The sequence below is a fragment of the Acidovorax sacchari genome, assembly GCF_042847045.1.
Lineage (GTDB): Bacteria > Pseudomonadota > Gammaproteobacteria > Burkholderiales > Burkholderiaceae_C > Paracidovorax > Paracidovorax sacchari.
In genome coordinates this window covers 2,660,342-2,681,973 of record NZ_AP035783.1, presented here as the reverse complement: position 1 = coordinate 2,681,973, position 21,632 = coordinate 2,660,342, and the positions used below count along the sequence as shown (strand labels likewise).

Here is a 21,632-nt window from a genome sequence, read left to right as displayed (position 1 = left end):
GTGCGCTGTCGGAAGGATGGAGATGTGGAAGGGGTCCGCGGATGATAGACCGCCGGAGCCGTTGCAGGACTGTCCCAGAAAAACTGCCACATACAGTCAGTCATCCACCATGACGCGCCAGAAGAGAGCACGCGCCTTTCTCGCCACCGTTCCGCCACAACATGGTGCATCCCCCTGCACCTTGCCGGCGCACGTATGACATCGGCGGCAGCCCATCCGTACATACCCCGATCCTGCGCGACGGACAAAGTGTCACAATAAAACTGTACCAAACACTTTTCACGCCCGGAATCCAAATAGGAGCCGCCGCCCAAATGCAGGAGCGCAACGGCCGCGCAAGCCAGATGAAAAGCGTATGGAACACTAATTGCATCTGTTGAGAGCGATTTCGCAAACCATGCCCTTCCAGAGGATTCCCGCCATGTTGTCCACCACGTCCCCGATGCTCCGCCCGGCTCCGTTCCGCTCCACCGCCGTCTGCGCCGCCCTCGCCCTCGCACTGCCGGCGGCCGTGCATGCCCAGCAGCAGGGCCAACCTGCGGCAGCGGCGCAGGCCGCTGCGCAGCGGGACTTCTCCATTCCCGCGGGCCCCCTCTCGGCCACACTGCAGGCGATCTCCAGGATCAGCGGAAAGCGCGTTCAGTTCGAGGAAGCCGACGTGAAGGGGCTCCAGGCACCCGCGATCTCCGGACAAACCAGCGAGCAGGGCGCCGTCCAGGCCGCCATCTCGGGCAGCGGCCTGACCATGAACACGGGCCCGGACGGCTCGATCCGCGTGTTCGTGCAGCAGTTGGCGGCCGTGGCCGTGACGGCCAAGCGCGACGAGGCCGAAACCGGGTTCCGCGCGTCCAGCTCCTCCACCGCGACGCGGGGCGGTGCCGACCTGCTCGACGTGCCGCAGTCGGTCACGGTGCTGACGGCCAAGGTGCTGGAGACCCAGCAGTCCGCCACGGTCGAAGACGCACTCAGGAACGTGGCCGGTGTGGTGACGATACCGGCCACGCAAGGGGGCAGCGGTTTCAACATCCGCGGCTTCGGCGCGGGCACCGGCATGCTGTCCAATGGGCTGAGCGATCCCAACTCCTACAAGACCAACGTCGCCGGCGTGGAGCGCATCGAGATCCTCAAAGGCCCGCAGGCCCTGCTCGCTGGAGCGAACGCCCTCGGCGGCACCCTGAACATCGTCACCAAGAAACCGACGACCGAGCCCATCCGCGATGTGTCGGTCAGCTACGGCAGCCACGCCGAGCGCACCGGAACCATCGACCTGGCCGGCGCCATCGGCGACAGCAAGGAGCTCAGCTACCGCGTGATCGGATCGGCGACGCGCGCCAGCGGCAGCGCCGCAGGCTACGACGGGCGCTCGCAGGACTACGGATTGGGAGAGCTGCGCTGGAAGAATGCGGACACGGACGTCATCGTCGGCGCATCGGCCTCCAGGTCGCACACGCCGCTGGACCCGTACACGATCGCGATCCGGGGCTTCATCGAGCCGGCTCCGTCCACCCTGCCCGGCAACCGGAGCAACGGCGTCGATCTCGACACGCGCTCGGTGTTCTACACGCTGCAGCACACGTTTTCCGACGCGCTGCAGTTCACCAGCCGCATGCAGCGCACCAGCAGCGAGCAGGATCTGAGCCTGTGGACGCCCCAGTTCCCGCTCAGCGTTCCCAACCTGCTGCTCAGCTACAGCGGCACCATCAACCACATGAAGCAGGACACGACCGGCGGCGACCATTACCTGACATACAAGTTCAAGACCGGGCCGCTGGACCAGAGCCTGGTGGCGGGCGTCAACCACACCAACTATTCCCTGGACCAGACCCAGTACACGGGCCCCAGGGCGGCCGTGCCCTTCGGCCAGCCCACGCAATACCCCTTCCCGGCCCTCGAGCGCAGCGATGCGAGCCGCGCGTACAACATTCATTCACCGCAAACCCAGCGGGGCATCTACATCCAGGACACCGTGAAGTGGGAGCAGTGGACGCTGGTGGCGGGCCTGCGCCACTCGAGCATGGACCTCGGCCCCGGCACCACCATCGCGTACACGACGCCGCCCACGCCAGCGACGACGTCCCCCAAGAGATCGTTCAGCAAGAACACCGTCAATGCCGGGCTGATCTACAACCTGGACTGGAACACCTCGATCTACGGGAGCTATGCCGAAGGCTTCTCGCCGCTCTTCTCCGACCTGTCCATCTGCGGCACGAACTCGCCGGCGACCCCACCCACGCTGTCGAAGAGCAAGGAACTGGGCATCAAGAGCAATGTGGAAGATCGCTTCTCCTGGTCGGCGGCCGTGTTCCAGCTCGATCAGACCAACCTCCTGCGGAGCAACCGCCCGCTCAACTGCAATGACCTGATCGACGGGCAGAGAACCCAGGGCGTGGAGCTGGAGGCCTCGGGCCAGCCCATGCGCGGGCTCAACCTCATCGCCAACTACTCCTACAACAAGCGCAAGAGCCTGTCCGATCCGCTGGCACGGCCCGGTGTTGGCCCCAACAGCCAGGCCAGCGTGTGGAGCACCTACGACTTCCAGTCGGATGGGCTGCGCGGCGTGAGCCTCGCCTTCGGCATCAGCGCCTGGGGCAGCTCGCGGATGGGATTCACCGACGCGGCCACGCGCCTGCCCGGCGGCGCCCGCATCGACGCCGGCATCGCCTACACGCAGCCGCAATGGTCGCTGCGGCTGGGCGTGAAGAACCTGGCGGACCGCACGCTGTACGCCGCATCCTCCTCCCCCCTGTACGTGCCCATGTATGACAAGCGCACGTACACGCTGACCTATCAGCACAAGTTCTGAAGGCTCTTCCACCAGGGCATGCGGCCGCGCCGCAATGTCCTGCCCGCGCGGCCTGCCTGCGTCCCGCATCCATTCCAAGGTCTTCCTCGTTCATGAACGCCCACCGCCACCGCCCTCGCCTGCGCGACCTGATCCTGCCTTACTGGGCTTCGCGCGACAGCTTGCGCGGCTGGATCCTTCTCGCGATCAAGCTGGCCCTCATGTTCACCAGCGTCTATGTGGCCGTCTGGAGCAACCAACTCCAGGGCCAGGTGGTGGATGCGCTGGTGAAGCGGGAGTGGGACGGCATCTGGCGCAGCCTGGGCCTGTCCTGGATCGCCGGCATGCTCACCATGCTGGTGTCGATGGTGCTCCTCTTCGTGGTGACGGAACTGCTCCAGTACGAATGGCGCACAGCCATGACGCGCCGGTACCTGGCGGCCTGGACGGAACGGCGCACCTACTACGCGATCGAGCGGGACGGGCGCCTGGACAACGCGGATCAGCGCATTTCCCAGGACATTCCGCGGTTCATCGAACTCACGCTTTTTCTGTTCCTCAATCCGATCCACGTGGTGGTCTCGGCCATCTCGTTCACCGTCATTCTCTGGAACCTGTCCGGCACGCTGCAATTCACGTCATGGGGCATCGATTTCTCGATCCCCGGGTACATGGTCTATCTGGTTTATGCGTATTCGGCCGGCGCGCTGCTCGTGTCGCACCTCACCGGGCGCCCGCTGATCCATCTCTTCAACCTCCGCCAGACCGTCGAGGCCAACTTCCGCTATCGCGGCATGCAGTTGCGAGAGAACGCCGAGCAGATCGCCTTCTATGACGGCGGTGCGCAGGAGCACAAGCGCCTGGACGACTCTTTCGAAGAGGTGCGCGCCAACTGGCGGGACATCATCGTGCGCAATGCCAAACTGATCCTGGCGCGCGAAACCTACACCCACACCTTCTCCAGCCAGTTGCTGCCTACGGCCGCGGCGCTGCCGCGCTATCTCTCCGGCGCCATCACGGTGGGCGACGTGACGCGCGTGGGCGGCGCCTTTACCGCCGTCAGCAGCAGCCTGGTCTTCTTCAGCTTGGCCTACGTCAATTTCACCGAGTGGTGGGCGCTCGGCAACCGGCTGCGCGACCTGCTGGGTGCCATCGAGGAAGTCAACGCCCGTCCTTCGGGCATCCGGGTGGCGAAGACCGCGCATTCCGCCATCGCGGCGCAGGACCTTTCGCTCAGGAAGCCCGATGGCGAACCGCTGGCTTCCATCCCCGCACTGCGCATGCGCCGGGGCGAGCGCTGGCTGGTGCGCGGTACCTCGGGGGCCGGCAAGAGCACGCTGCTGCGCGCCGTGGCGGGCATCTGGCCCTACGGCGAGGGCGACATCCAGCAGCCGGACGGCGGCCGGATGATGTTCCTGCCGCAGCGCAGCTACATCCCGCAGGGCACGCTCAAGGCCGCCCTGTGCTATCCGGGGCAGCCCGAGGATTTCGACGACAGGCGCGTGCGCGAGGTGCTGCAGGAAGTGCGGCTGTCCGCCCTGGCAGACCGGCTGCACGACAGCGACCGCTGGCAACAGAAGCTCTCGGGCGGCGAGCAGCAGCGGCTGGCGATCTGCCGCGCGCTGCTGCACCGGCCCGACTACCTCTTCCTGGACGAGGCCACCAGCGCGCTCGATCCGGACACCGAACAGGCGCTCTACCAGGCCCTGCTGAACGCCCTGCCGGACAGCACCCTGATCAGCGTCGCGCACCGCGAATCGCTGGTTTCCTACCACGACCACGTGCTGGACCTCACGCCGCAACGCAGCGAAGGCAGCAGCGAAGGCGGCAGCCAGGACGACCACAGGAACGGCGGCAACGCCTCCGGGCCGCCCACGGTACCCGCCTGAATCCGGCTCACCCCCTTTCATTCACTTTCCGACCACTCGCAGAGAACAAACCATGGCTTCCAACGTCATCCCGCTCACCGACGCCACCTTCGCAGAACACGTCCTCCAGTCCTCCGGCCCCGTACTGGTGGACTTCTGGGCCGAATGGTGCGCCCCCTGCAAGCAGCTGCTGCCCATCGTGGACGACATCTCCGAGGAATACGCCGGCGAAGCCCGCATCTGCAAGATCAACGCGGACGAAAACAAGGAAACCACGCAGCAGTTGCAGGTGCGCGGCCTGCCCACCATGATCCTCTTCATGGATGGGAAGGAAAAGGCCCGCCTGGTGGGCCTGGTTTCCAAGACGCGTATCGCGCAGGTCATCGACGAAGCCCTGGAAGCCTGACATGCCCCTGAACGCATACCACGGCAACCCCCAACTGCGCCAGCAGGTGATCGACCAACTGCAATCCCTGGAAAAGGCTGGGCGGTGGGAACACCGACCCCTCTACTGGAACGGAGAGGTCGGCAGCTTCGTCGGCACCCTGCTGCAGGGCGACGACCTGGACCGCTGGGAAGCCGACTTCGGCCTGCCGAAGTGGCTCGCCCTCACGATCGATTCGATGGTCGCCGCCAATTCGACGCTCGGCGTCTCCTGGGGCATCCACTTGATGCAGGGCATTCAGCCCGGCATGGCGATGGACACGGTCGGCAGCCGCAGCCTGCTGGAGCTGCTCAAGGGCAAGACCCACGGGCTGAACGGCCTGGAGGCTGCCGCTGGCCTGGCCGAGGCGCTGGAAGGCGTGGCAGCGCTGCATGCGGCGCGCCTGGCAGGCCAGGACGTCGACAGCGCGAGCTGGCGCAAAGCCCGCCGTGCGGCGGTGGAGCAGACCAACGCCCAGACGCCCGGTTCGGTGGCCGCATCCGTGGGAACGTGCATCGAAGCCGCTGCCTGGGACCCGATGCAGTCCCGCAGCGCCGTGTCGGACACGCTGCGTGGCTGGATGAACGCACGTATCGCCACGAGCATGGCCGTCTATCCGTGGGGCAAGGAGGAAGACGACGACATGAAGCAAGTGCTGGAAGCCCTGCATGCGGAAGACATGGCCAGCCGCGAGCCTGGTGATACCGACTACACCAATGTCTTCGCTCTGCTGGAGCAAAAGCATCCCGAGAAAGCCAGGCGGCTGAGGGCCTTCTACCGATACCAGAGGAGCCAGTACGCCAGGCAATGGCGCCAGGCAGCACTGGCGATGCAGAACATCCTGCATGCGACCGACGGCGACGCGCCCGCGGCGCTCATCCCCCGCAAGCACCTGTTCGCCAACCCCGCAAAGGCAGCCATGGGCATCAGTCCGGACGGCCAATGGCTGGCCTGGCTGGCCGACAGCGAGGGCGTGATGAACATCTGGGCCGCGCCCAGCAGCAGCCCGAACGAGGCACGGCAGATCACCCATGACACGCGGCGCGGCATCCAGAGCTTCCACTGGACCTACGTTCCCGGCATGCTGCTGTTCTCGCAGGACCGCGATGGCGACGAGAACTTTCAAGTGTTCGGCGCCGACCTCTCGGACGGCAGCCTGCGCGCCCTGACCCCTGCGGCGCCGGGCGTGCGAACGGGCGTGCAGAGCATCAGCCGGGTGCGGCGCGACGAGATCGCCATCGTCTCGAACGCGCGCGACGCACGCTTCTTCGACGTGCATGTGCTGAATCTGCGCACCGGCGACATGCAGTGCGTGGAAGAGAACACCGGCTTCACCGGCTTCGTGGTGGATGCGCAGTACCGGGCGAAGCTGGCCGTGCGCAATACGCGGGACGGCGGCAGCGAGTGGTTGCGGCGCGATGCGTCCGGAGCCTGGCAGCCCTGGCAGGTTTTCTCGGCGGAAGACGGGCGCAGCTCCGGTCCTTCCCATTTCGACGTCGAGGGCCGCACCCTGTACGCCTACGACAGCCGAGGGCGCGACACTGCCGCGCTGGTCGCGATCGACTGGAACAGCGGCGCCATCACCGTGCTGGCCGAGAACCCGCGCGCGGACATCGGCGGCATGATCACCGACGCCGCCAGCTATCGCCCCCTGGCCTACGGCGTGACCTACGAGCGCTTCAAGCTGCACGTGCTGGACGATTCCATCGAGCGCGACATCGAAACCCTCGACGGCCATGCCGGCGACGGCGAATGGCGCCTGACCTCACGCACCGAAGACGATCAGCGCTGGATCGTCGCCATGTCGTCCGATACACGGCCCTCCTCGTCGTGGATGTACGACCGGCAGGCGCGCACGCTGCGGCACCTGCTGGATCTGCGGCCCGAACTCACCTGGGCTCCGCTCGCGCGGATGCAGCCGGTGGTCATTCCGGCACGCGACGGCCTCTCGTTGGTGTCCTACCTCACGGTGCCCGCGGGCTCCGAGTCGGGTGACCTGCGCACGACCGCGCCGCTGCCGCTGGTGATGCTGGTGCACGGAGGGCCCTGGTCGCGCGACGGCTTCGGCTTCAACCCCATGCACCAGTGGCTGGCCAACCGCGGCTACGCCGTGCTGAGCGTGAATTTCCGCGGCTCGACCGGCTTCGGCAAGCGCTTCGTCAACGCGGCGGACGGCGAATGGGGCCGCAGGATGGACGAGGACCTGGAAGACGCCGTCGCCTGGGCCGTGGAGCGCGGCATCGCCGACCCCCAGCGCCTGGCCATCTTCGGCGCCAGCTACGGTGGCTATGCCGTGCTGTCGGCGCTCACCCGGTACCCGTCGCGCTACGCCTGCGGCATCGACGTGGTCGGCCCCTCCAACCTGGAAACGCTGCTGGCCTCCATTCCCGCCTACTGGGAATCGGACCGCGTGCGCCAGCACCGCGCGATGGGTGACCCGGCCACCGCAGAGGGACTGGCCCAGATGCGCGAGCGCTCGCCCCTGCACCGCGCCGCACAGATCCGTGCGCCGCTGCTCATCGCCCAGGGCGCGAACGACCCGCGCGTGAAGCAGGCGGAATCGGAGCAGATGGTCGCCGCCCTGCGGCAGCGTGGCATCCCCGTGACCTACGCGCTCTACCCGGACGAAGGACACGGTTTCGTGCGGGAAGCCAACCGCATGTCGTTCAATGCCCTGTGCGAAGAGTTCCTGGGCCGCCACCTGGGCGGGCGCGTGGAAGCCTGGTCGGCCATGGACTATCTGGGCCATTCGCTGCAGCTGGCGGAATACCCCGCCCAAGAGGCCGCATGATGGCGCCCCTTCCCGCCTCCCTCCTCCGCCCGGTAACAGCCTGCGGGCGCAGCAGCCGGCAGCGCGCCTGGGAAGCCGGGTGCATCGCCCGGATCGAGGCCGACTTCAGCCGGTCGGCCGACACGCACCTGATCCCCATGGCGCTGCCCGGCTACCCGGGCATCGACGTGTACTTCAAGGACGAATCGAGCCACCCGACCGGCAGCCTGAAGCACCGCCTCGCCCGCTCGCTGTTCCTGTATGCGCTCTCCAACGGCTGGCTGCGCGAGGGCGCACCGGTCATCGAGGCCTCCAGCGGATCGACGGCGGTGTCGGAGGCATACTTCGCGCGCCTGCTGGGCCTGCCGTTCATCGCGGTCGTTCCGGCCTCCACGTCGCCCGAGAAGATCGCCGCGATCGAATTCCACGGAGGGCGCTGCCACTTCGTGGAGCGGGCCTGCGACCTGCATGCCGCTTCGATGGTGCTGGCGAAAGAAAGCGGCGGCCACTTCATGGACCAGTTCGTCTATGCCGAGCGGGCCACGGACTGGCGCGCCAACAACAACATCGCCGAATCCATCTTCCGGCAGATGCAGATGGAGCGGCATCCCGTGCCGGAGTGGATCGTCTGCAGCCCCGGCACCGGCGGGACCTCCGCCACGCTGGGCCGCTACGTGCGCTACCGCCAGCACCCCACGCGCGTGCTGTGCGCCGATCCGGAAATGTCGGTGTTCTTCGACTACTACGAAGGCCTGCACCAGGGGCGTCCCGATGCCGCCCTCACGGTCGCGAACGGCTCACGCATCGAGGGCATCGGCCGCCCCCAGGTCGAGCGCAGCTTCATCGCCAGTTGCGTGGACGCGATGGTCAAGGTGCCCGACGCCCTGTCGCTGGCCGGCATGCGCCATGTCTCCACGGTACTGGGCCGCAAGGTCGGCGGCTCCACAGGCACCAACTTCGTCGGCCTGCTCTGGGCCGCGCAGGAGATGGCCGCCTCGGGCCGCGAGGGATCCATCGTCTCGATCCTCTGCGATAGCGGCGACCGCTACGCCCGCAGTTACTACGACCCGGCATGGTACGAGCGCAGCGGGATCGACATCGTGCAGGCGGACGGGCAGTTGCGTGGCTTCCTGGAAGGCGCGCCGCTCGCTTCCACGCTGCGTTGCGCCGCCAGCGGCGCGTGACCCGGCCCCGGGCGACAGAGCGTCTGCAGATACCGAACAGGAAGGCCTGGAAACCATGAACAGAAAGCCCCCGAAGAAAGACCTGCGGGAACGCGCACCGGGCATCGCGATGGTCGTCGCCCTGCACGTCGGCCTGGCCTACGTGCTGGTGACCAGCACGGCCCTCAAGCCCCCGAAAGAGATCGACAAGGATGCGCTGCTGGTCTCGCTGATGGCCGAGAAAAAGCCGGAGCCGGCCATCCAGGCACCGCCGCCCCCGCCTGCGCCCCCGCCTCCTCCGAAGCCGCCGGCGCCCACGCCGCCCGCGCCGAAACCGCCGGCCCCCAAGCCGCCACCGCCGCCCCGGCCCGCGCCCGAACGCGTGGCCGTGGAGCCGGTGCCGCCCGCGCCCCCCGAACCGCCGGCACCGGCGCCCGCTCCGCCTGCACCGCCCGCGCCACCGGCTCCCTCGCCTGCACCCGCGCCGCCGGCCCCGCCCGCACCGGCCCCGGTGCCCGCAGCGCCACCCGTGGCATCGGTCGAGCTGGTCTGCTCCAACTACGCCGAGGTGCGGCAGACCGTGGGCTATCCCTCCCGCGCGCGCCGCCAGGGCCTGGAAGGCACCGTGGTGGCCGAATTCAACGTGTCGCCCAGCGGCTCGGTCGAGAACCTGCGCATCGCCAGCGCCAGTTCCGACCTGTTCGCGGGCCCCGTGCTGGAGGCCATGCGCGAACTGCGCTGCAAGGGCCAGGGCATGCCCGTCCGGGTGCGCGTTCCGTTCAGCTTCAGCTTGAAGTGAAGCGACACCCCCCTGAGCGGCTGCGCCGCTTCCCCCCGCTCTCGCCGTGCTGCGCACGGCGGGCAGGGGGACGACGCCAGCGGCCCGGCGAAGCCGGTTCCGCGGCGTCTGCTGACGTGGCCTGCTCCGCGGCCATTCGACGGGTGGCGCTGCGCCGGTTTCATACGGCGCTGCCGATGCTCAAGAGCCGTGAATTCCTGATGTGACACCCCGATAGCCCATCGCCCAACCATTTCATCGATCCATCCCCTTTTCCTGGAGAGCCCACCATGTCCCAACGTCTGTTCCACCTCCCTTCCCTGCGCGGCCTGGTCGCGGCGCCGCTGTGCGCCCTGGCGCTACTGGCCGTGCCCGCGGCTGCGTTCGCGCAGGCCGCCGCCACCAATGACGCCGCGGCCACTGCCACGACCCCCGCGGCCCAGGCGGCGCCCGGTGCCGACGGCACCGCAGCCGTGCGCTCCGCCGCGCCGGCAGCCCGCCCGGCGGGTCAGGAGAACCCGTACGGGTTCAAGGCCATGTGGGAGCACGGCGACATGGTGTCCAAGGGCACGCTGTTCATCCTGCTGATCATGTCGGCCACCAGCTGGTACGTCATCATCACCAAGCTGCTGGAGCAGCGCCGCGTGCATGGCCAGGCGCGCCTGGTGCAGGCGGACTTCTGGAACCGGGGCGACCTGCGCGCTTCCACCCAGGCGCTGCCGGAAAGCAGCGTGTTCCGCTACGTGGCCGAGGCCGGGCTGGTCGCGCAGAAGCAGTACGAAGGCCCGCTGACGCAGCAGGTGGACCGCAACAGCTGGCTGAGCCAGTCGGTCATGCAGGCCATCGACGCCGTCGGCGACCGCCTGCAGGGCGGCCTTGCGGTGCTCGCGACCGTCGGCTCGACGGCGCCCTTCGTCGGCCTGTTCGGCACCGTCTGGGGCATCTACCACGCGCTCACGGCCATCGGCCTGGCGGGCCAGGCCAGCATCGACAAGGTGGCCGGCCCCGTGGGCGAAGCGCTGATCATGACCGCCATCGGCCTGGCGGCGGCCGTGCCCGCGGTGCTGGGCTACAACTGGCTCGTGCGCCGCAACAAGGCCGCGCTGGACGAGGTGCACGACTTCGGCACCGAACTGCACACGTCCCTGCTGGGCGGCAAGCCCGCCATCACCCTCGGGAGCTGACCATGGCGATGAACGTCGGCCAGGACGGCGGCGATCCGCTGGTCTCGTCCATCAACACCACGCCGCTGGTGGACGTGATGCTGGTGCTGCTGATCATCTTCCTGATCACCATTCCCGTCGCCACGCAGACGGTGCCCGTCGCCCTGCCCAAGGAAACCAACGACCCGCGCCAGGCGAAGATCGAGGACATCAACCTGTCGGTGACGCGCGACGGCGCGATCTACTGGAACGCCGCGCCCATCACCCTGCCCGCGCTGCGGCAGCGGTTCGCCGAACTGGCCGCCGCCACGCCGCAGCCCATGGTGCAGGTGTACGGCGACGCCTCGGCCACCTACCTGCCCGTGGGCCGCATCGTGCGCGCCGCGCAGGACGCCGGTATCCAGAAACTCGGGTTCGTGACCGAACCGATGTCCAACCCCTGACGGAGACACGCCATGGCACTGCCAAGAAGGGGCAAGCAGCAGGACAACGCGCTGATGATGGAGATCAACACCACGCCGCTCATCGACGTGATGCTGGTGCTGCTCATCATGCTGATCATCACCATCCCGATGCAGCTGCATACCGTGGAACTCGACCTGCCCGTGCCCACGGACACCCCGCCTCCGCCGCCCAGGGAACTGCGCATCGTCCGCATCGGCATCGGGCCGGCCAGCCTCATCCGCTGGAACGACGAGACCGTCGATCTCGCCACGCTCAACGAGCGCCTGCTGTCCGCCTCCATGCAGCCCGACCACCCGGAGCTGCAGGTGCGCCCGGACGCGAACGCCAACTATTCGACCGTGGTGCACGTGATGGCCTCCATCAAGCGCCACGGCCTCACCAAGGTCGGACTGGCCGGCCAGGAACAGTTCAACTGATCCGCCCGCGCCACCGCCTTCCAGGAACCTCCATGAATTTCCAGCTCAACGCCTTCCCCACACCCGCACGCCTGTTGCAGACGCCCTGCGATTGCCTCGTCGTCGGCATCACGGAAGGCAAATTCAAGGGCCTCGCCAAGGCCATCGACCAGGCCAGCCAGGGCCTGCTGACCCGGCTGCGCGCCGAAGGCGAACTGGCCGGCAAGCCCGGGCAAACCGTGCTGCTGCACGCCGTCGCCGGCCTGCAGGCGCACCGGCTCCTGCTCGTGGGGACCGGCGCGGCGCAAGCGCCATCGGCCGCCTCGTCGCGCGCCGCAGCCCGGGCGCTCGCCGCGACCCGCGCCGCCAGGATCGTCTGGGCCCTGGGCGACGATGCGGAGCACTGGGTGCACGCGATCCTCGAACTGCAGCAGGCCGACTACCGCTTCGATGCCTACCGCACCGAGAAGGCACCCGAGCCGCCGGAACGCACGCTGAGATTCGCCACCCCATCGGACGAACACCACGCAGCCATCCACGCCCGCCTGTACCAGGCACAGGCCATCGCCCACGGCGTGGCGATGGTGCGCGACCTCGGCAACACCCCACCCAACGTCTGCACCCCCGCCCACCTGGCCGAGCAGGCGCAGGCGCTGGGCCAGGCCTGGGGAATGGAGGTGGAGGTGTTCGACCGCGACGGCATCGAGGCGCTGGGCATGCACTCCTTCCTCGCCGTGGCGCAGGGCTCCGTGCAGGAGCCGCGCCTGATCGTGCTGCGCTACCAGGGCGACAAGGCCAGGCGCGCGCCGGTGGCGCTGGTCGGCAAGGGCGTGACCTTCGACTCCGGCGGCATCTCGCTCAAGCCCGGCGAGGCCATGGACGAAATGAAGTACGACATGTGCGGCGCCGCCAGCGTGCTGGGCACCCTGCGCGCCTGTGCCGAGATGAAGCTCAAGGTCAACCTGGTGGCGGTGATCGCGGCCTGCGAGAACATGCCGGCCGGCAATGCGCTGAAGCCCGGCGACGTGGTCCGCAGCCTGAGCGGCACCACCATCGAAGTGCTGAATACCGATGCCGAGGGCCGCCTCATCCTCTGCGACGCGCTCACCTACACCCAGCAGCGCTTCGAACCGGAACTGACCATCGACATCGCCACGCTGACCGGCGCCTGCGTGATCGCCCTGGGCCATGTGCGCAGCGGCCTCTACGCCAACGACGACGCGCTGGGCAACGCGCTGATCGCCGCGGGCGACAAGGTGGAAGACCCCGCCTGGCGCATGCCGCTGGATGCTGCCTACCAGGAACAGCTGAAATCGCCCATCGCGGACCTGGCCAACATCGGCGGTCGCGCCGGAGGCAGCGTGACGGCGGCTTGCTTCCTCTCGCGCTTCGTCCAGGGGCGCTGGGCGCACCTGGACATCGCGGGAACGGCCTGGAAAAGCGGCAAGGACAAGGGCGGCACCGGCCGGCCCGTGCCCCTGCTGGCGCAGTACCTGATCGACCGGGCCACGCCGTGAACGCCCCCGACCGGTCGCCCATGGACATCCTCGCCCCGGACACGCCGCTGCTGCGCCTGCGCCGGCACATGTCGGCCAGCGGCATCGCCGCCTGCCTGGTCCCCTCGTCCGATCCGCACCTCTCCGAGTACCTGCCCGCCCGCTGGCAGGGCCGCCGCTGGCTGAGCGGCTTCGATGGCTCAGCGGGCTCGCTGGTCGTCGGTGCTCAGGCGGCCGAACTGTGGGTGGACAGCCGCTACTGGGAGCAGGCCGGGCGCCAGCTGCAGGGCAGCGGCATCGCCATGCGCAAGGCGATGCCGGGCGCGATACGCGAAGACCTCGCATCGCTGTGCCGCCTCGCGGGCCCCGGCGGAACGGTGGCGGTCGATGCCGACGTGCTGTCGCTGGCGGTTCTGGAGCAGCTCGAAGCCCTCTGCCGCACCCACGGCAACCCCTTGCGCACCGACATCGACCCGCTGGCGTGCGCCTGGCCCGGCCGGCCGGGTCTGCCCGCGGGACCCATCGCGGCCCTGCCCCCCGGCGTGCAGGGCCATGAGCGCGCCGACCGGATGCGCCGGCTGCGCGAGCAGATGCAGGCGCACGGCGCCGACTGGCATTTCGTTTCCGCGCTGGACGAAATCGCCTGGCTGCTGGGCCTGCGCGGCAGCGACGTGCCCTACAACCCCGTGTTCCTCGCCCACCTGCTGGTCGGACCGCAGGGCGCCACCCTGTTCATCGACCCCACCCGCATGCCGGTCGATGTACGGCAGGCGCTCGCGTCGGAAGGCATCGCGCTGGCACCCTATGCCGGTGCACGTGAGGCGCTGCGCTCCCTCGCACCCGGCGCCTGCGTGCTGATCGACCCCCGGCGTACCACGGCCGGCCATGTCCAGGCACTGCCGCAGGATGCATCGCTGCGCCAGGGCACCAATCCCTGCGCGCTGATGAAGGCCTGCAAGAGCGACGCGGAAGCCGCCGCCATCCGGCGCACCATGGTGCAGGACGGCGTGGCTCTCGCGGAGTTCTTCGCGGAACTGCAGGAACGGCTCCGGGCCGGCGCGACGCCCACCGAGCTGGACATCGACGCCGGGATCACGGCCGCACGCATGCGCCGTCCGGGCTTCGTGGGTCCCAGCTTCGCCACCATCGCAGCCTTCAACGCCAACGGCGCCATGCCGCACTACGTGGCCACGGCCCACGCCCATGCCCGCATCGAAGGCGACGGACTGCTGCTCATCGACTCCGGAGGCCAGTACACGGGCGGCACCACCGACATCACCCGCATGGTGGCCGTGGGCACGCCCGGCGACGCCCAGCGCCGCGACTGCACCCTGGTGCTCCAGGCCCTGATCGCGCTATCGACGCTGCACTTTCCCCATGGCACCCGCGCCCCCATGATCGACGCCGTGGCCCGGGCACCGCTCTGGCGCGAGCACATCGATTACGGCCACGGCACGGGGCACGGCGTGGGCTGGTACCTCAACGTGCATGAAGGCCCCCAGTCCATCTCGGTGCGGGCCGAGGCGAACGCCGACTCCGTGCTGCTCCCCGGCATGGTCACCTCGGTCGAACCGGGCATCTACCGTCCCGGCCAGTGGGGCGTGCGCATCGAGAACCTGCTGCTGGCGATCGAAAAGGGCGAAAGCGCCTTCGGCCGCTTCATGGCGTTCGAGACGCTGACGCTGTGCCCCATCGACCTGGACTGCCTCTGCCTCGACCGGCTGACGGATGCAGAGGTGCGCTGGATCGACCAATACCACGCCGTGGTGCGCGAGGCGCTGCTGCCGGAATTCGCCTCCCCGCAGGACGAACGTGCGCGGCGGGCCCGCCAGTGGCTCCTGGACCGCACCCGGCCGATCCTGCGCTGAAGGACGAACCGCTTTCCGCCCCACGGCAAGCCTGCGCGGGGCCAGCGGAACACCGCGCTCCGGCGTACGATGCGGGCCGTCCCGGCCCCTTCCGGCCCGCATACCGCTTCGTTCCCATGCCATCCCACGCCGACCCCGATCCCGCCGACCACCGCCCCGAGCGTCCTGCCCCGCGCGACTGCAAGGAGCTGTTCTGGTCCTTCACCTGGCTGGCCCTGCAGGGATTCGGGGGCGTGCTCGCGGTGGTGCAGCGCGAGTTGGTGGACCGCAAGGGCTGGCTGACGAACGAGGAATTCATCGAGGACTGGGCCGTGGCCCAGATCCTCCCGGGGCCCAACGTGGTGAACCTTGCGGTGATGGTGGGTGACCGCTACTTCGGCTGGCGCGGCGCGCTGTCGGCCCTGGCGGGCATGCTGCTGCTGCCCCTGCTGGTGCTGCTGTGCCTGGCGGTGGCATATGCGCGGTTCTCCGCCCACCCGGCCGTGGCGGGCGCCCTGCGCGGCATGGGCGCCGTGGCCGCCGGCCTGGTGGCAGGCGTGGCCCTGCGCATGGCGGTGGCGCTGCGCGCGCACCCGCTCGGCGCCGCAGGGGGCGCGGCGCTGGCCGCGCTGACGTTCGTGGCCATGGCAGTGCTGCAATGGCCGCTGGCCGTGGTGCTGCTGGCGATCGGCGGCGCGGCCTGCGCGGCCACCTGGCGGAAGCTGCCCGCATGACGGCCGCCGCCACCCTGGCGCTGCAGCCGGCCGACTGGCTGCACCTGTTCTCGTACTACCTCTCGCTGTCCCTGCTGACCGTGGGCGGCGCCATCGCCACCGCCCCGGACATGCACCGCTTCCTCGTGGACCGGCACGCCTGGCTGACCGATCCGCAGTTCAACGCCTCCATCGCCATCGCCCAGGCCGCGCCCGGCCCGAACGTGCTGTTCATCGGGCTGCTGGGCTGGAACGTGGGGCTCAACGCAGGTGGCTGGGCCCTGGGCCTGCTCGGGATGGTGCTGTGTCTCGTGGGCGTCATGCTGCCCAGCAGCCTGCTCACCTGGGCCGCCGCGCGCTGGGCGCACCGCCACCGCGGCATGCGGGCCGTGCGCGCCTTCAAGCAGGGCATGACGCCGGTCGTGCTGGGCCTGCTGCTGGCCACGGCCTTCGTGCTCTGCAGCGCGCACGGCGGCATCGCGCAGAGCTGGCGGCTGTGGATCGTCTCGGCAGCGTGCATGCTGCTCGTCTGGCGCACGCGCATCCACCTGCTGTGGCTGCTGGGCGCGGGGGCCGTGCTCGGGGCGCTGGGCTGGATCTGACAGGTTCTTACAACTGCGCGTCCCGGGAACCGTGCGGCGCCGCAACAATGGTCCGGACGCCCGCCGGGCCCCCGCAGCCGCGGCGGCCCGGCTTTCCAACCACTCCAGGAGACTCCAACCCATGCAATCACGCCCCCTCGGCCGCTCCGGCCTGCAGGTTTCCCCACTGTGCTTCGGCGGCAACGTGTTCGGCTGGACGGTGGACGAGCCGACCACGTTCTCGCTGATCGACGCCTGGCTGGATGCGGGCTTCAATTTCATCGACACGGCCGATGTCTATTCGCGCTGGAACCCGGGCCACATGGGGGGCGAATCCGAGGCCCTGATCGGCCAGTGGCTCAAGCGCACCGGAAAGCGCGACCGGATCGTGCTCGCCACCAAGGTGGGCAAGGACATGGGCGACGGCAAGGTCGGCCTGAAGCCGGACTACATCCGCCGTGCGGTCGAGGATTCGCTGCGCCGCCTGCACACGGACTACATCGACCTCTACCAGTCGCACGACGACGATCCCTCCACGCCGCTCGAGGACACGCTGGGCACCTATGCCGACCTGATCCGCGAAGGCAAGGTACGCGCCATCGGCGCGTCCAACCACTCGGCCGCCCGCCTGTCGGAGGCGCTCGCCACCAGCGCGCGGCTGGGCTTGCCGCGCTATGAATCGCTGCAGCCGCTCTACAACCTCTATGACCGCGCGGTGTTCGAAGATGAATTGCAGCCGCTGTGCCTGGAGCAGCAGGTGGGCGTCATCAATTTCTACGCCCTGGCCGCCGGCTTCCTCACCGGCAAATACCGCAGCGAAGCCGACGCGTCCAAGAGCGCGCGCGGCGCCAGGACGGTGGAGAAATACCTCAACCCGCGCGGCCTGCGCATCCTGGCCGAACTCGACGAGGTGGCGGAGCGCTACGAAGCCACGCCCGGCCAGGTCGCCATCGCGTGGCAGATGGCCCAGCCCGCCATCACCGCGCCGATCGCCAGCGCGACCTCGCTGGAGCAACTGCAGGACCTGGTGCGCGCCGCGCATCTGCAGCTCGACGCCGACGCCCTGGAAGCGCTGAGCCAGGCCAGCGAGGAATCCCCCGCCGAGGCCTGACCGCGCCCCCTGCGGCCGCCACCCCCTCAGCGCACGTCGCCGATGGCGAGGCGGTACGCCGCCAGCGCCTGCACCGTGGTGCACAGCAGCCCGTGCGCGTGCGCGAACCTCGCCACGTCCGTGCCGCGCGCCATCGTCCCGTCGGGGTTCATCAGCTCGCACAGCACGCCGGCAGGGCGCAGTCCGGCCAGGCGCGCGAGGTCCACGGCCGACTCCGTATGGCCGCCGCGCTCCAGCACCCCGCCCGGGCGGGCCACCAGCGGGAACACATGCCCGGGGCTGACCACTTCCGGCGCAGCGCCGGCCGCAGGCACGCGCAGGGCGCACCGGACGGTCTGCAGGCGGTCCGCCGCCGAGACGCCGGTGGACACGCCCCACGCGGCCTCGATGGACTGGGTGAACGCCGTGGCGAACGACGACCGGTTCACCTCCACCATCGGCCGCAGGCCGAGCGCCCGGGCATGGTCCTGGGGCAGGCAGAGGCACACGATGCCGCTGCCCTCGCGGATCATCAGCGCCATGGTGGATTCGGCCATGTTCTCGGCGGCGCAGACCAGGTCGGCCTCGTTCTCGCGGTCGGCATCGTCGAGTACCAGGACGGGCCGCCCGGCGGCGATCTGCGCGAGCACGTCGGCCATGGGGGCCAGCGGTACGCCGCCCGCGGCGGGCTCCGGCGCCCCGGCCGCAGCGTTGCACCGCTCTGTATGGAAAGTGACGGGGAAATTCATGGAAACGCTCCTTGGTTGGAAAAGAACGCTCCAAGGCATCGCATGCCGCCGGCCACGCGCCACCGCATGCCCCGCCGCAGCACGGCGCGCATGGCACGGCGCGGCCCCCGGGCAGCGCACCCTCGCGGGCGCGCGGCCAGCCGGCCGGCAGCATCTTCTTTCATCCGGACTGTGACCGTCGGCCCCAGACTGAAGGCAGCCGTGGCGGCCGCCTCGCACTGGGTCTGCTGACCTCCCGCCAGGCGGCGGGAGCGCTCGCGGGCTCGCGACGCGCACCGTGGTGCGCACCGCCTACCGCCGGTGGGGAATTCCACCCCGCCCTGAAGACCGGTGGATTATGCCGCGCGCATCCCCGTGGGACCGCGCCCGCCCCGCGTCAGGCGGACAGGACGAAGGGCAGCACCCGTGCCGCCGTGCCGGGCACCAGCAGGTCCGCCACGCCGTCCAGGGCGCTGGGCTCCGGATTGACGATGGCCACGCGCGCGCCGGCCCGGTGCGCGGCATGCGCCAGGCCGGCGGCGGGATAGACGACGCCGGCCGTCCCCACCGCCAGCATCAGGTCGCACTCGTGGGCAGCGTCCTGCGCCTGCTCCAGCAACCGTGCCGGCAGTTCCTCGCCGAACCAGACCACGGCCGGCCGCAGGAGATTGCCGCAGGTGGCGCAGCCGGGCGGGCAACCCGGCACGGCAGCATCGGCATCGCAGCAGGGCAGCGGCGCATCCAGCCAGCGATTGGCACGCAGGTCGCCGTGCAGGCAGAGCACCCCCTCGCTGCCGGCCATCTGGTGCAGGCCGTCCACGTTTTGCGTCGCGATCGTCAGCCGCTCTGGATGGCGGCGCGCGAAATCCGCCAGCGCGCGGTGGCCGGCGTTGGGTTGCACCGAGGCCAGCTGGGCCCGGCGGTGTTCGTACCACGTCCACACCGTACCGGGATGGGCACGGAAGCCTTCCTCGCTGGCCATCTCCTCCGGGCGGAACTTCGTCCAGAGGCCGGTGTGGGCATCGCGGAAGGTGGGCACGCCGGATTCCGCGCTCATGCCGGCACCGGTCAGCACCAGGATGCGCTGCGCCTCGGCCACCCAGGTCCGCAAGCGCTCGAGGGCATCCTGGAGCATGGCTCAGCCTCCGCGCTGGCGCAGCGCCTCGTAGAGGCACACGCCACTGGCCACCGACACGTTCAGGCTTTCGACCGCCCCCCGCATCGGGATGGACACCAGCTCGTCGCAGGTCTTGCGCGTGAGCTGCCGCATGCCGGCCCCCTCGGCACCCAGCACCAGCGCCACGGGGCCCTTCAGGTCCACTTCGTAGAGGGTGCGCGGAGCGTCGTCGCTGGTGCCGATGCACCAGATGTTGCGCTCCTTGAGTTCGCCCAGCGTGCGCGCGAGGTTGGTGACCATGAAGTACGGCATGGTCTCGGCCGCGCCGCTGGCCACCTTGGCCACGGTGGCGTTGATGCCCACGGCATGGTCCTTGGGCGCGATGACCGCATGCGCACCGGCGCCGTCGGCCACGCGCAGGCAGGCGCCCAGGTTGTGCGGATCGGTCACGCCGTCGAGCACCAGCAGGAGCGGCTTCTCGACGCCGTCGGCCTCCAACTGCTCGAGCAGGTCATCGAGCGAATGGACCTGCGCGACAGCCTCCACGCGGGCGGCCACGCCCTGGTGCCCGTGGCTGCCGGCGAGCTTGGCGATGCGCAGCGCATCGGCCTCGATGAGGCGCGCTCCCGCCTCCTTCGCGCGCTCGAGGAACTGGCGCATGCGCGCGTCGCGCCGCGTGGCCTCGTAGTAGATCTCGATGATGGATTGCGGCGCGGTCTTCAGGCGCACGCCCACGGCGTGGAAGCCGAATAGCACTTTGGGGCTGGAGGACATGCGCACGATTATCCGCCCGCCAGCGCCCTCCCCTCCAGCGGCCCGGAGAAGGCGGCCGCCTCAGGCGCCGGCCACCATCCGGCCGGCGTCGATGGTGATGCGCCGGTCGCACTGCGCCGCAATCCCGCGGTCGTGCGTGACGAGCACCAGCGTGGTCCCCTGCTCGCGGTTGAGGTCGAACATCAGGCGCATGATCGTCTCGCCCGTGGCGAAGTCCAGGCTGCCCGTGGGCTCGTCGGCCAGGAGCACGTCCGGCTGCACCACGAAGGCCCGCGCCAGCGCCACCCGCTGCTGCTCGCCGCCCGACAGCACCTTCGGATAGTGGCCCAGGCGCTGGCCCAGGCCGACGCGGCCCAGCATTTCGGTGGCCAGCGGCCGGGCATCGCGGCGCTGCGCCAGCTCCAGCGGCAGCATCACGTTCTCCAGCGCCGTGAGGTTGCCCAGCAGCTGGAAGCTCTGGAAGACGAACCCCATGCGCCGAGCGCGCAGCGCGGCACGGTCGTCTTCGTCCAGCGCGAACAGGTCTTCGCCGGCCAGCCGCACGGTGCCGCGCGTGGGCGTATCGAGCCCCGCGATGATCGACAGCAGCGTGCTCTTGCCCGAGCCCGAGGCGCCCACGATGGCCACGGTGTCCCTGGGAGCGAGCCGGAAATCGATATCCCGCAGAATGTCGAGCGTGCCGGTCGAATCCGTCACCGACTTGTGGACGTGCTCCACGGCGATGACCGGGGCGGCGATGGGGGTGGCTGGGGTGTCCGGCGGTGTTTCCGACATGAAAGGTGCTTTGTGGCAGTGATGCGATGCGATGCGTTCCGGCGTGACTTTATCGTGGCGGCCGCGGGGGCCGCGTTCCTGGGGTTTTGCGCCCCGGCGGCGCTGGCCGCGCCCGCGGCTTCCGGTGCAGCACCCGCCGTGCTGGTGGTGGGGGATTCGCTGAGCGCCGAATACGGCATCGCCCGCGGCTCCGGCTGGGTCGCGCTGCTGGATAAAAAGCTGGCCGCGGAGAAGATCCCCGCCACCGTCGTGAATGCCAGCGTGAGCGGCGACACCACGGCAGGCGGCCGCTCCCGCCTGCCCGGCCTGCTCGCCCAGCACAAGCCCGCCGTCGTGGTGATCGAGCTGGGGGGCAACGACGCGCTGCGGGGCCTGCCGCTGCAGGGCACCGAGGCGAACCTCAAGGCGATGGCGGAGGCATCCCACAAGGCCGGCGCGAAGGTATTGATCGTGGGCATGCAGGTGCCGCCCAACTACGGATCGGACTACACCCGGCGGTTCGAGGGGGTTTTTCCGGCCGTGGCCAAGGCCACGGATTCCGCGCTGGTGCCCTTCCTGCTCAAGGGCGTGGCCGACCGGCCCGATGCCGCGGCACTGTTCCAGGCCGACCGGATCCATCCGCTGGCCGAGGCGCACCCGGCCATGCTCGCGAACGTCTGGCCCGAATTGCGCAAGCTGTTGCGCTGAGGCCGGCGGGCGCCTTC

19 protein-coding genes and 1 riboswitch are annotated in these 21,632 nt (G+C 69.6%); of the genes, 15 read left to right on the top strand and 4 right to left on the bottom strand.

Annotated elements, in window-relative coordinates; genetic code table 11:
* Positions 1-421: 421 nt before the first annotated feature.
* The 14 genes from ACGHC0_RS12145 (at position 422) to ACGHC0_RS12080 (ending at position 17,556) form a co-directional block, all read left to right on the top strand.
* A complete protein-coding gene (locus tag ACGHC0_RS12145) occupies positions 422-2,803 on the top strand; it encodes a TonB-dependent siderophore receptor (RefSeq protein ID WP_415268327.1) in 2,382 nt (793 codons plus the stop codon).
* A 92-nt stretch (positions 2,804-2,895) separates the two neighbouring features.
* Positions 2,896-4,671, top strand: coding sequence for an ABC transporter ATP-binding protein/permease (locus tag ACGHC0_RS12140; protein ID WP_415268326.1), 1,776 nt, complete (start codon positions 2,896-2,898; stop codon positions 4,669-4,671).
* Between the two features lie 52 nt (positions 4,672-4,723).
* On the top strand, positions 4,724-5,056 hold the full coding sequence (gene trxA, locus ACGHC0_RS12135) for a thioredoxin (protein ID WP_415268325.1): 333 nt from the start codon (positions 4,724-4,726) through the stop codon (positions 5,054-5,056).
* 1 nt (position 5,057) lies between these two features.
* The gene (locus tag ACGHC0_RS12130) at positions 5,058-7,865 is read left to right on the top strand and encodes a S9 family peptidase (RefSeq protein ID WP_415268324.1); all 2,808 of its coding nucleotides are present in this window, start codon (positions 5,058-5,060) and stop codon (positions 7,863-7,865) included.
* Complete coding sequence (locus ACGHC0_RS12125; protein WP_415268410.1) at positions 7,865-9,028, top strand: PLP-dependent cysteine synthase family protein; 1,164 nt, start codon at positions 7,865-7,867, stop codon at positions 9,026-9,028. The genes ACGHC0_RS12130 and ACGHC0_RS12125 overlap by 1 nt, the downstream gene beginning before the upstream one ends.
* A 55-nt stretch (positions 9,029-9,083) precedes the next feature.
* Complete coding sequence (locus ACGHC0_RS12120; protein ID WP_415268323.1) at positions 9,084-9,806, top strand: energy transducer TonB; 723 nt, start codon at positions 9,084-9,086, stop codon at positions 9,804-9,806.
* A 269-nt stretch (positions 9,807-10,075) separates the two neighbouring features.
* Positions 10,076-10,969, top strand: coding sequence for a MotA/TolQ/ExbB proton channel family protein (locus ACGHC0_RS12115; protein WP_415268322.1), 894 nt, complete (start codon positions 10,076-10,078; stop codon positions 10,967-10,969).
* 2 nt (positions 10,970-10,971) lie between these two features.
* Positions 10,972-11,391 carry an ExbD/TolR family protein gene (locus ACGHC0_RS12110; RefSeq protein WP_415268321.1) on the top strand — a complete coding sequence of 140 codons (420 nt, stop codon included), beginning with the start codon at positions 10,972-10,974 and terminating at the stop codon, positions 11,389-11,391.
* A 12-nt stretch (positions 11,392-11,403) separates the two neighbouring features.
* Positions 11,404-11,829, top strand: a complete 426-nt coding sequence (locus tag ACGHC0_RS12105) for an ExbD/TolR family protein (RefSeq protein WP_368355433.1) — start codon at positions 11,404-11,406, stop codon at positions 11,827-11,829.
* 32 nt (positions 11,830-11,861) lie between these two features.
* Positions 11,862-13,325 carry a leucyl aminopeptidase gene (locus tag ACGHC0_RS12100; RefSeq protein ID WP_415268320.1) on the top strand — a complete coding sequence of 488 codons (1,464 nt, stop codon included), beginning with the start codon at positions 11,862-11,864 and terminating at the stop codon, positions 13,323-13,325.
* 20 nt (positions 13,326-13,345) lie between these two features.
* Positions 13,346-15,172 (top strand): aminopeptidase P family protein, encoded by a 1,827-nt coding sequence (locus tag ACGHC0_RS12095; RefSeq protein ID WP_415268409.1) that lies wholly within the window; start codon positions 13,346-13,348, stop codon positions 15,170-15,172.
* Between the two features lie 116 nt (positions 15,173-15,288).
* Entirely contained in the window at positions 15,289-15,885 is a 597-nt protein-coding gene (locus ACGHC0_RS12090; RefSeq protein WP_415268319.1) for a chromate transporter, read from the top strand.
* Positions 15,882-16,466 carry a chromate transporter gene (locus ACGHC0_RS12085; RefSeq protein ID WP_208942442.1) on the top strand — a complete coding sequence of 195 codons (585 nt, stop codon included), beginning with the start codon at positions 15,882-15,884 and terminating at the stop codon, positions 16,464-16,466. The genes ACGHC0_RS12090 and ACGHC0_RS12085 overlap by 4 nt, the downstream gene beginning before the upstream one ends.
* A 121-nt stretch (positions 16,467-16,587) precedes the next feature.
* Positions 16,588-17,556 (top strand): aldo/keto reductase, encoded by a 969-nt coding sequence (locus tag ACGHC0_RS12080; protein WP_415268318.1) that lies wholly within the window; start codon positions 16,588-16,590, stop codon positions 17,554-17,556.
* A gap of 26 nt (positions 17,557-17,582) precedes the next feature.
* On the opposite strand, the gene ribB is transcribed toward ACGHC0_RS12080, so the two are convergent.
* From ribB to ACGHC0_RS12060, 4 genes are all read right to left on the bottom strand, one after another.
* Positions 17,583-18,284 (bottom strand): 3,4-dihydroxy-2-butanone-4-phosphate synthase, encoded by a 702-nt coding sequence (gene ribB / locus ACGHC0_RS12075; protein WP_415268317.1) that lies wholly within the window; start codon positions 18,282-18,284, stop codon positions 17,583-17,585.
* Between the two features lie 148 nt (positions 18,285-18,432).
* Positions 18,433-18,616, bottom strand: a riboswitch (FMN riboswitch).
* Between the two features lie 44 nt (positions 18,617-18,660).
* Complete coding sequence (locus ACGHC0_RS12070) at positions 18,661-19,398, bottom strand: SIR2 family NAD-dependent protein deacylase (protein WP_415268316.1); 738 nt, start codon at positions 19,396-19,398, stop codon at positions 18,661-18,663.
* 3 nt (positions 19,399-19,401) lie between these two features.
* The gene (gene rlmB / locus ACGHC0_RS12065; protein WP_368355425.1) at positions 19,402-20,154 is read right to left on the bottom strand and encodes a 23S rRNA (guanosine(2251)-2'-O)-methyltransferase RlmB; all 753 of its coding nucleotides are present in this window, start codon (positions 20,152-20,154) and stop codon (positions 19,402-19,404) included.
* Between the two features lie 60 nt (positions 20,155-20,214).
* Complete coding sequence (locus ACGHC0_RS12060; RefSeq protein WP_368355424.1) at positions 20,215-20,928, bottom strand: ABC transporter ATP-binding protein; 714 nt, start codon at positions 20,926-20,928, stop codon at positions 20,215-20,217.
* A 21-nt stretch (positions 20,929-20,949) separates the two neighbouring features.
* Between ACGHC0_RS12060 and ACGHC0_RS12055 the strand changes: the two genes are divergently transcribed.
* A complete protein-coding gene (locus ACGHC0_RS12055) occupies positions 20,950-21,615 on the top strand; it encodes an arylesterase (protein ID WP_415268408.1) in 666 nt (221 codons plus the stop codon).
* Positions 21,616-21,632: the final 17 nt, after the last annotated feature.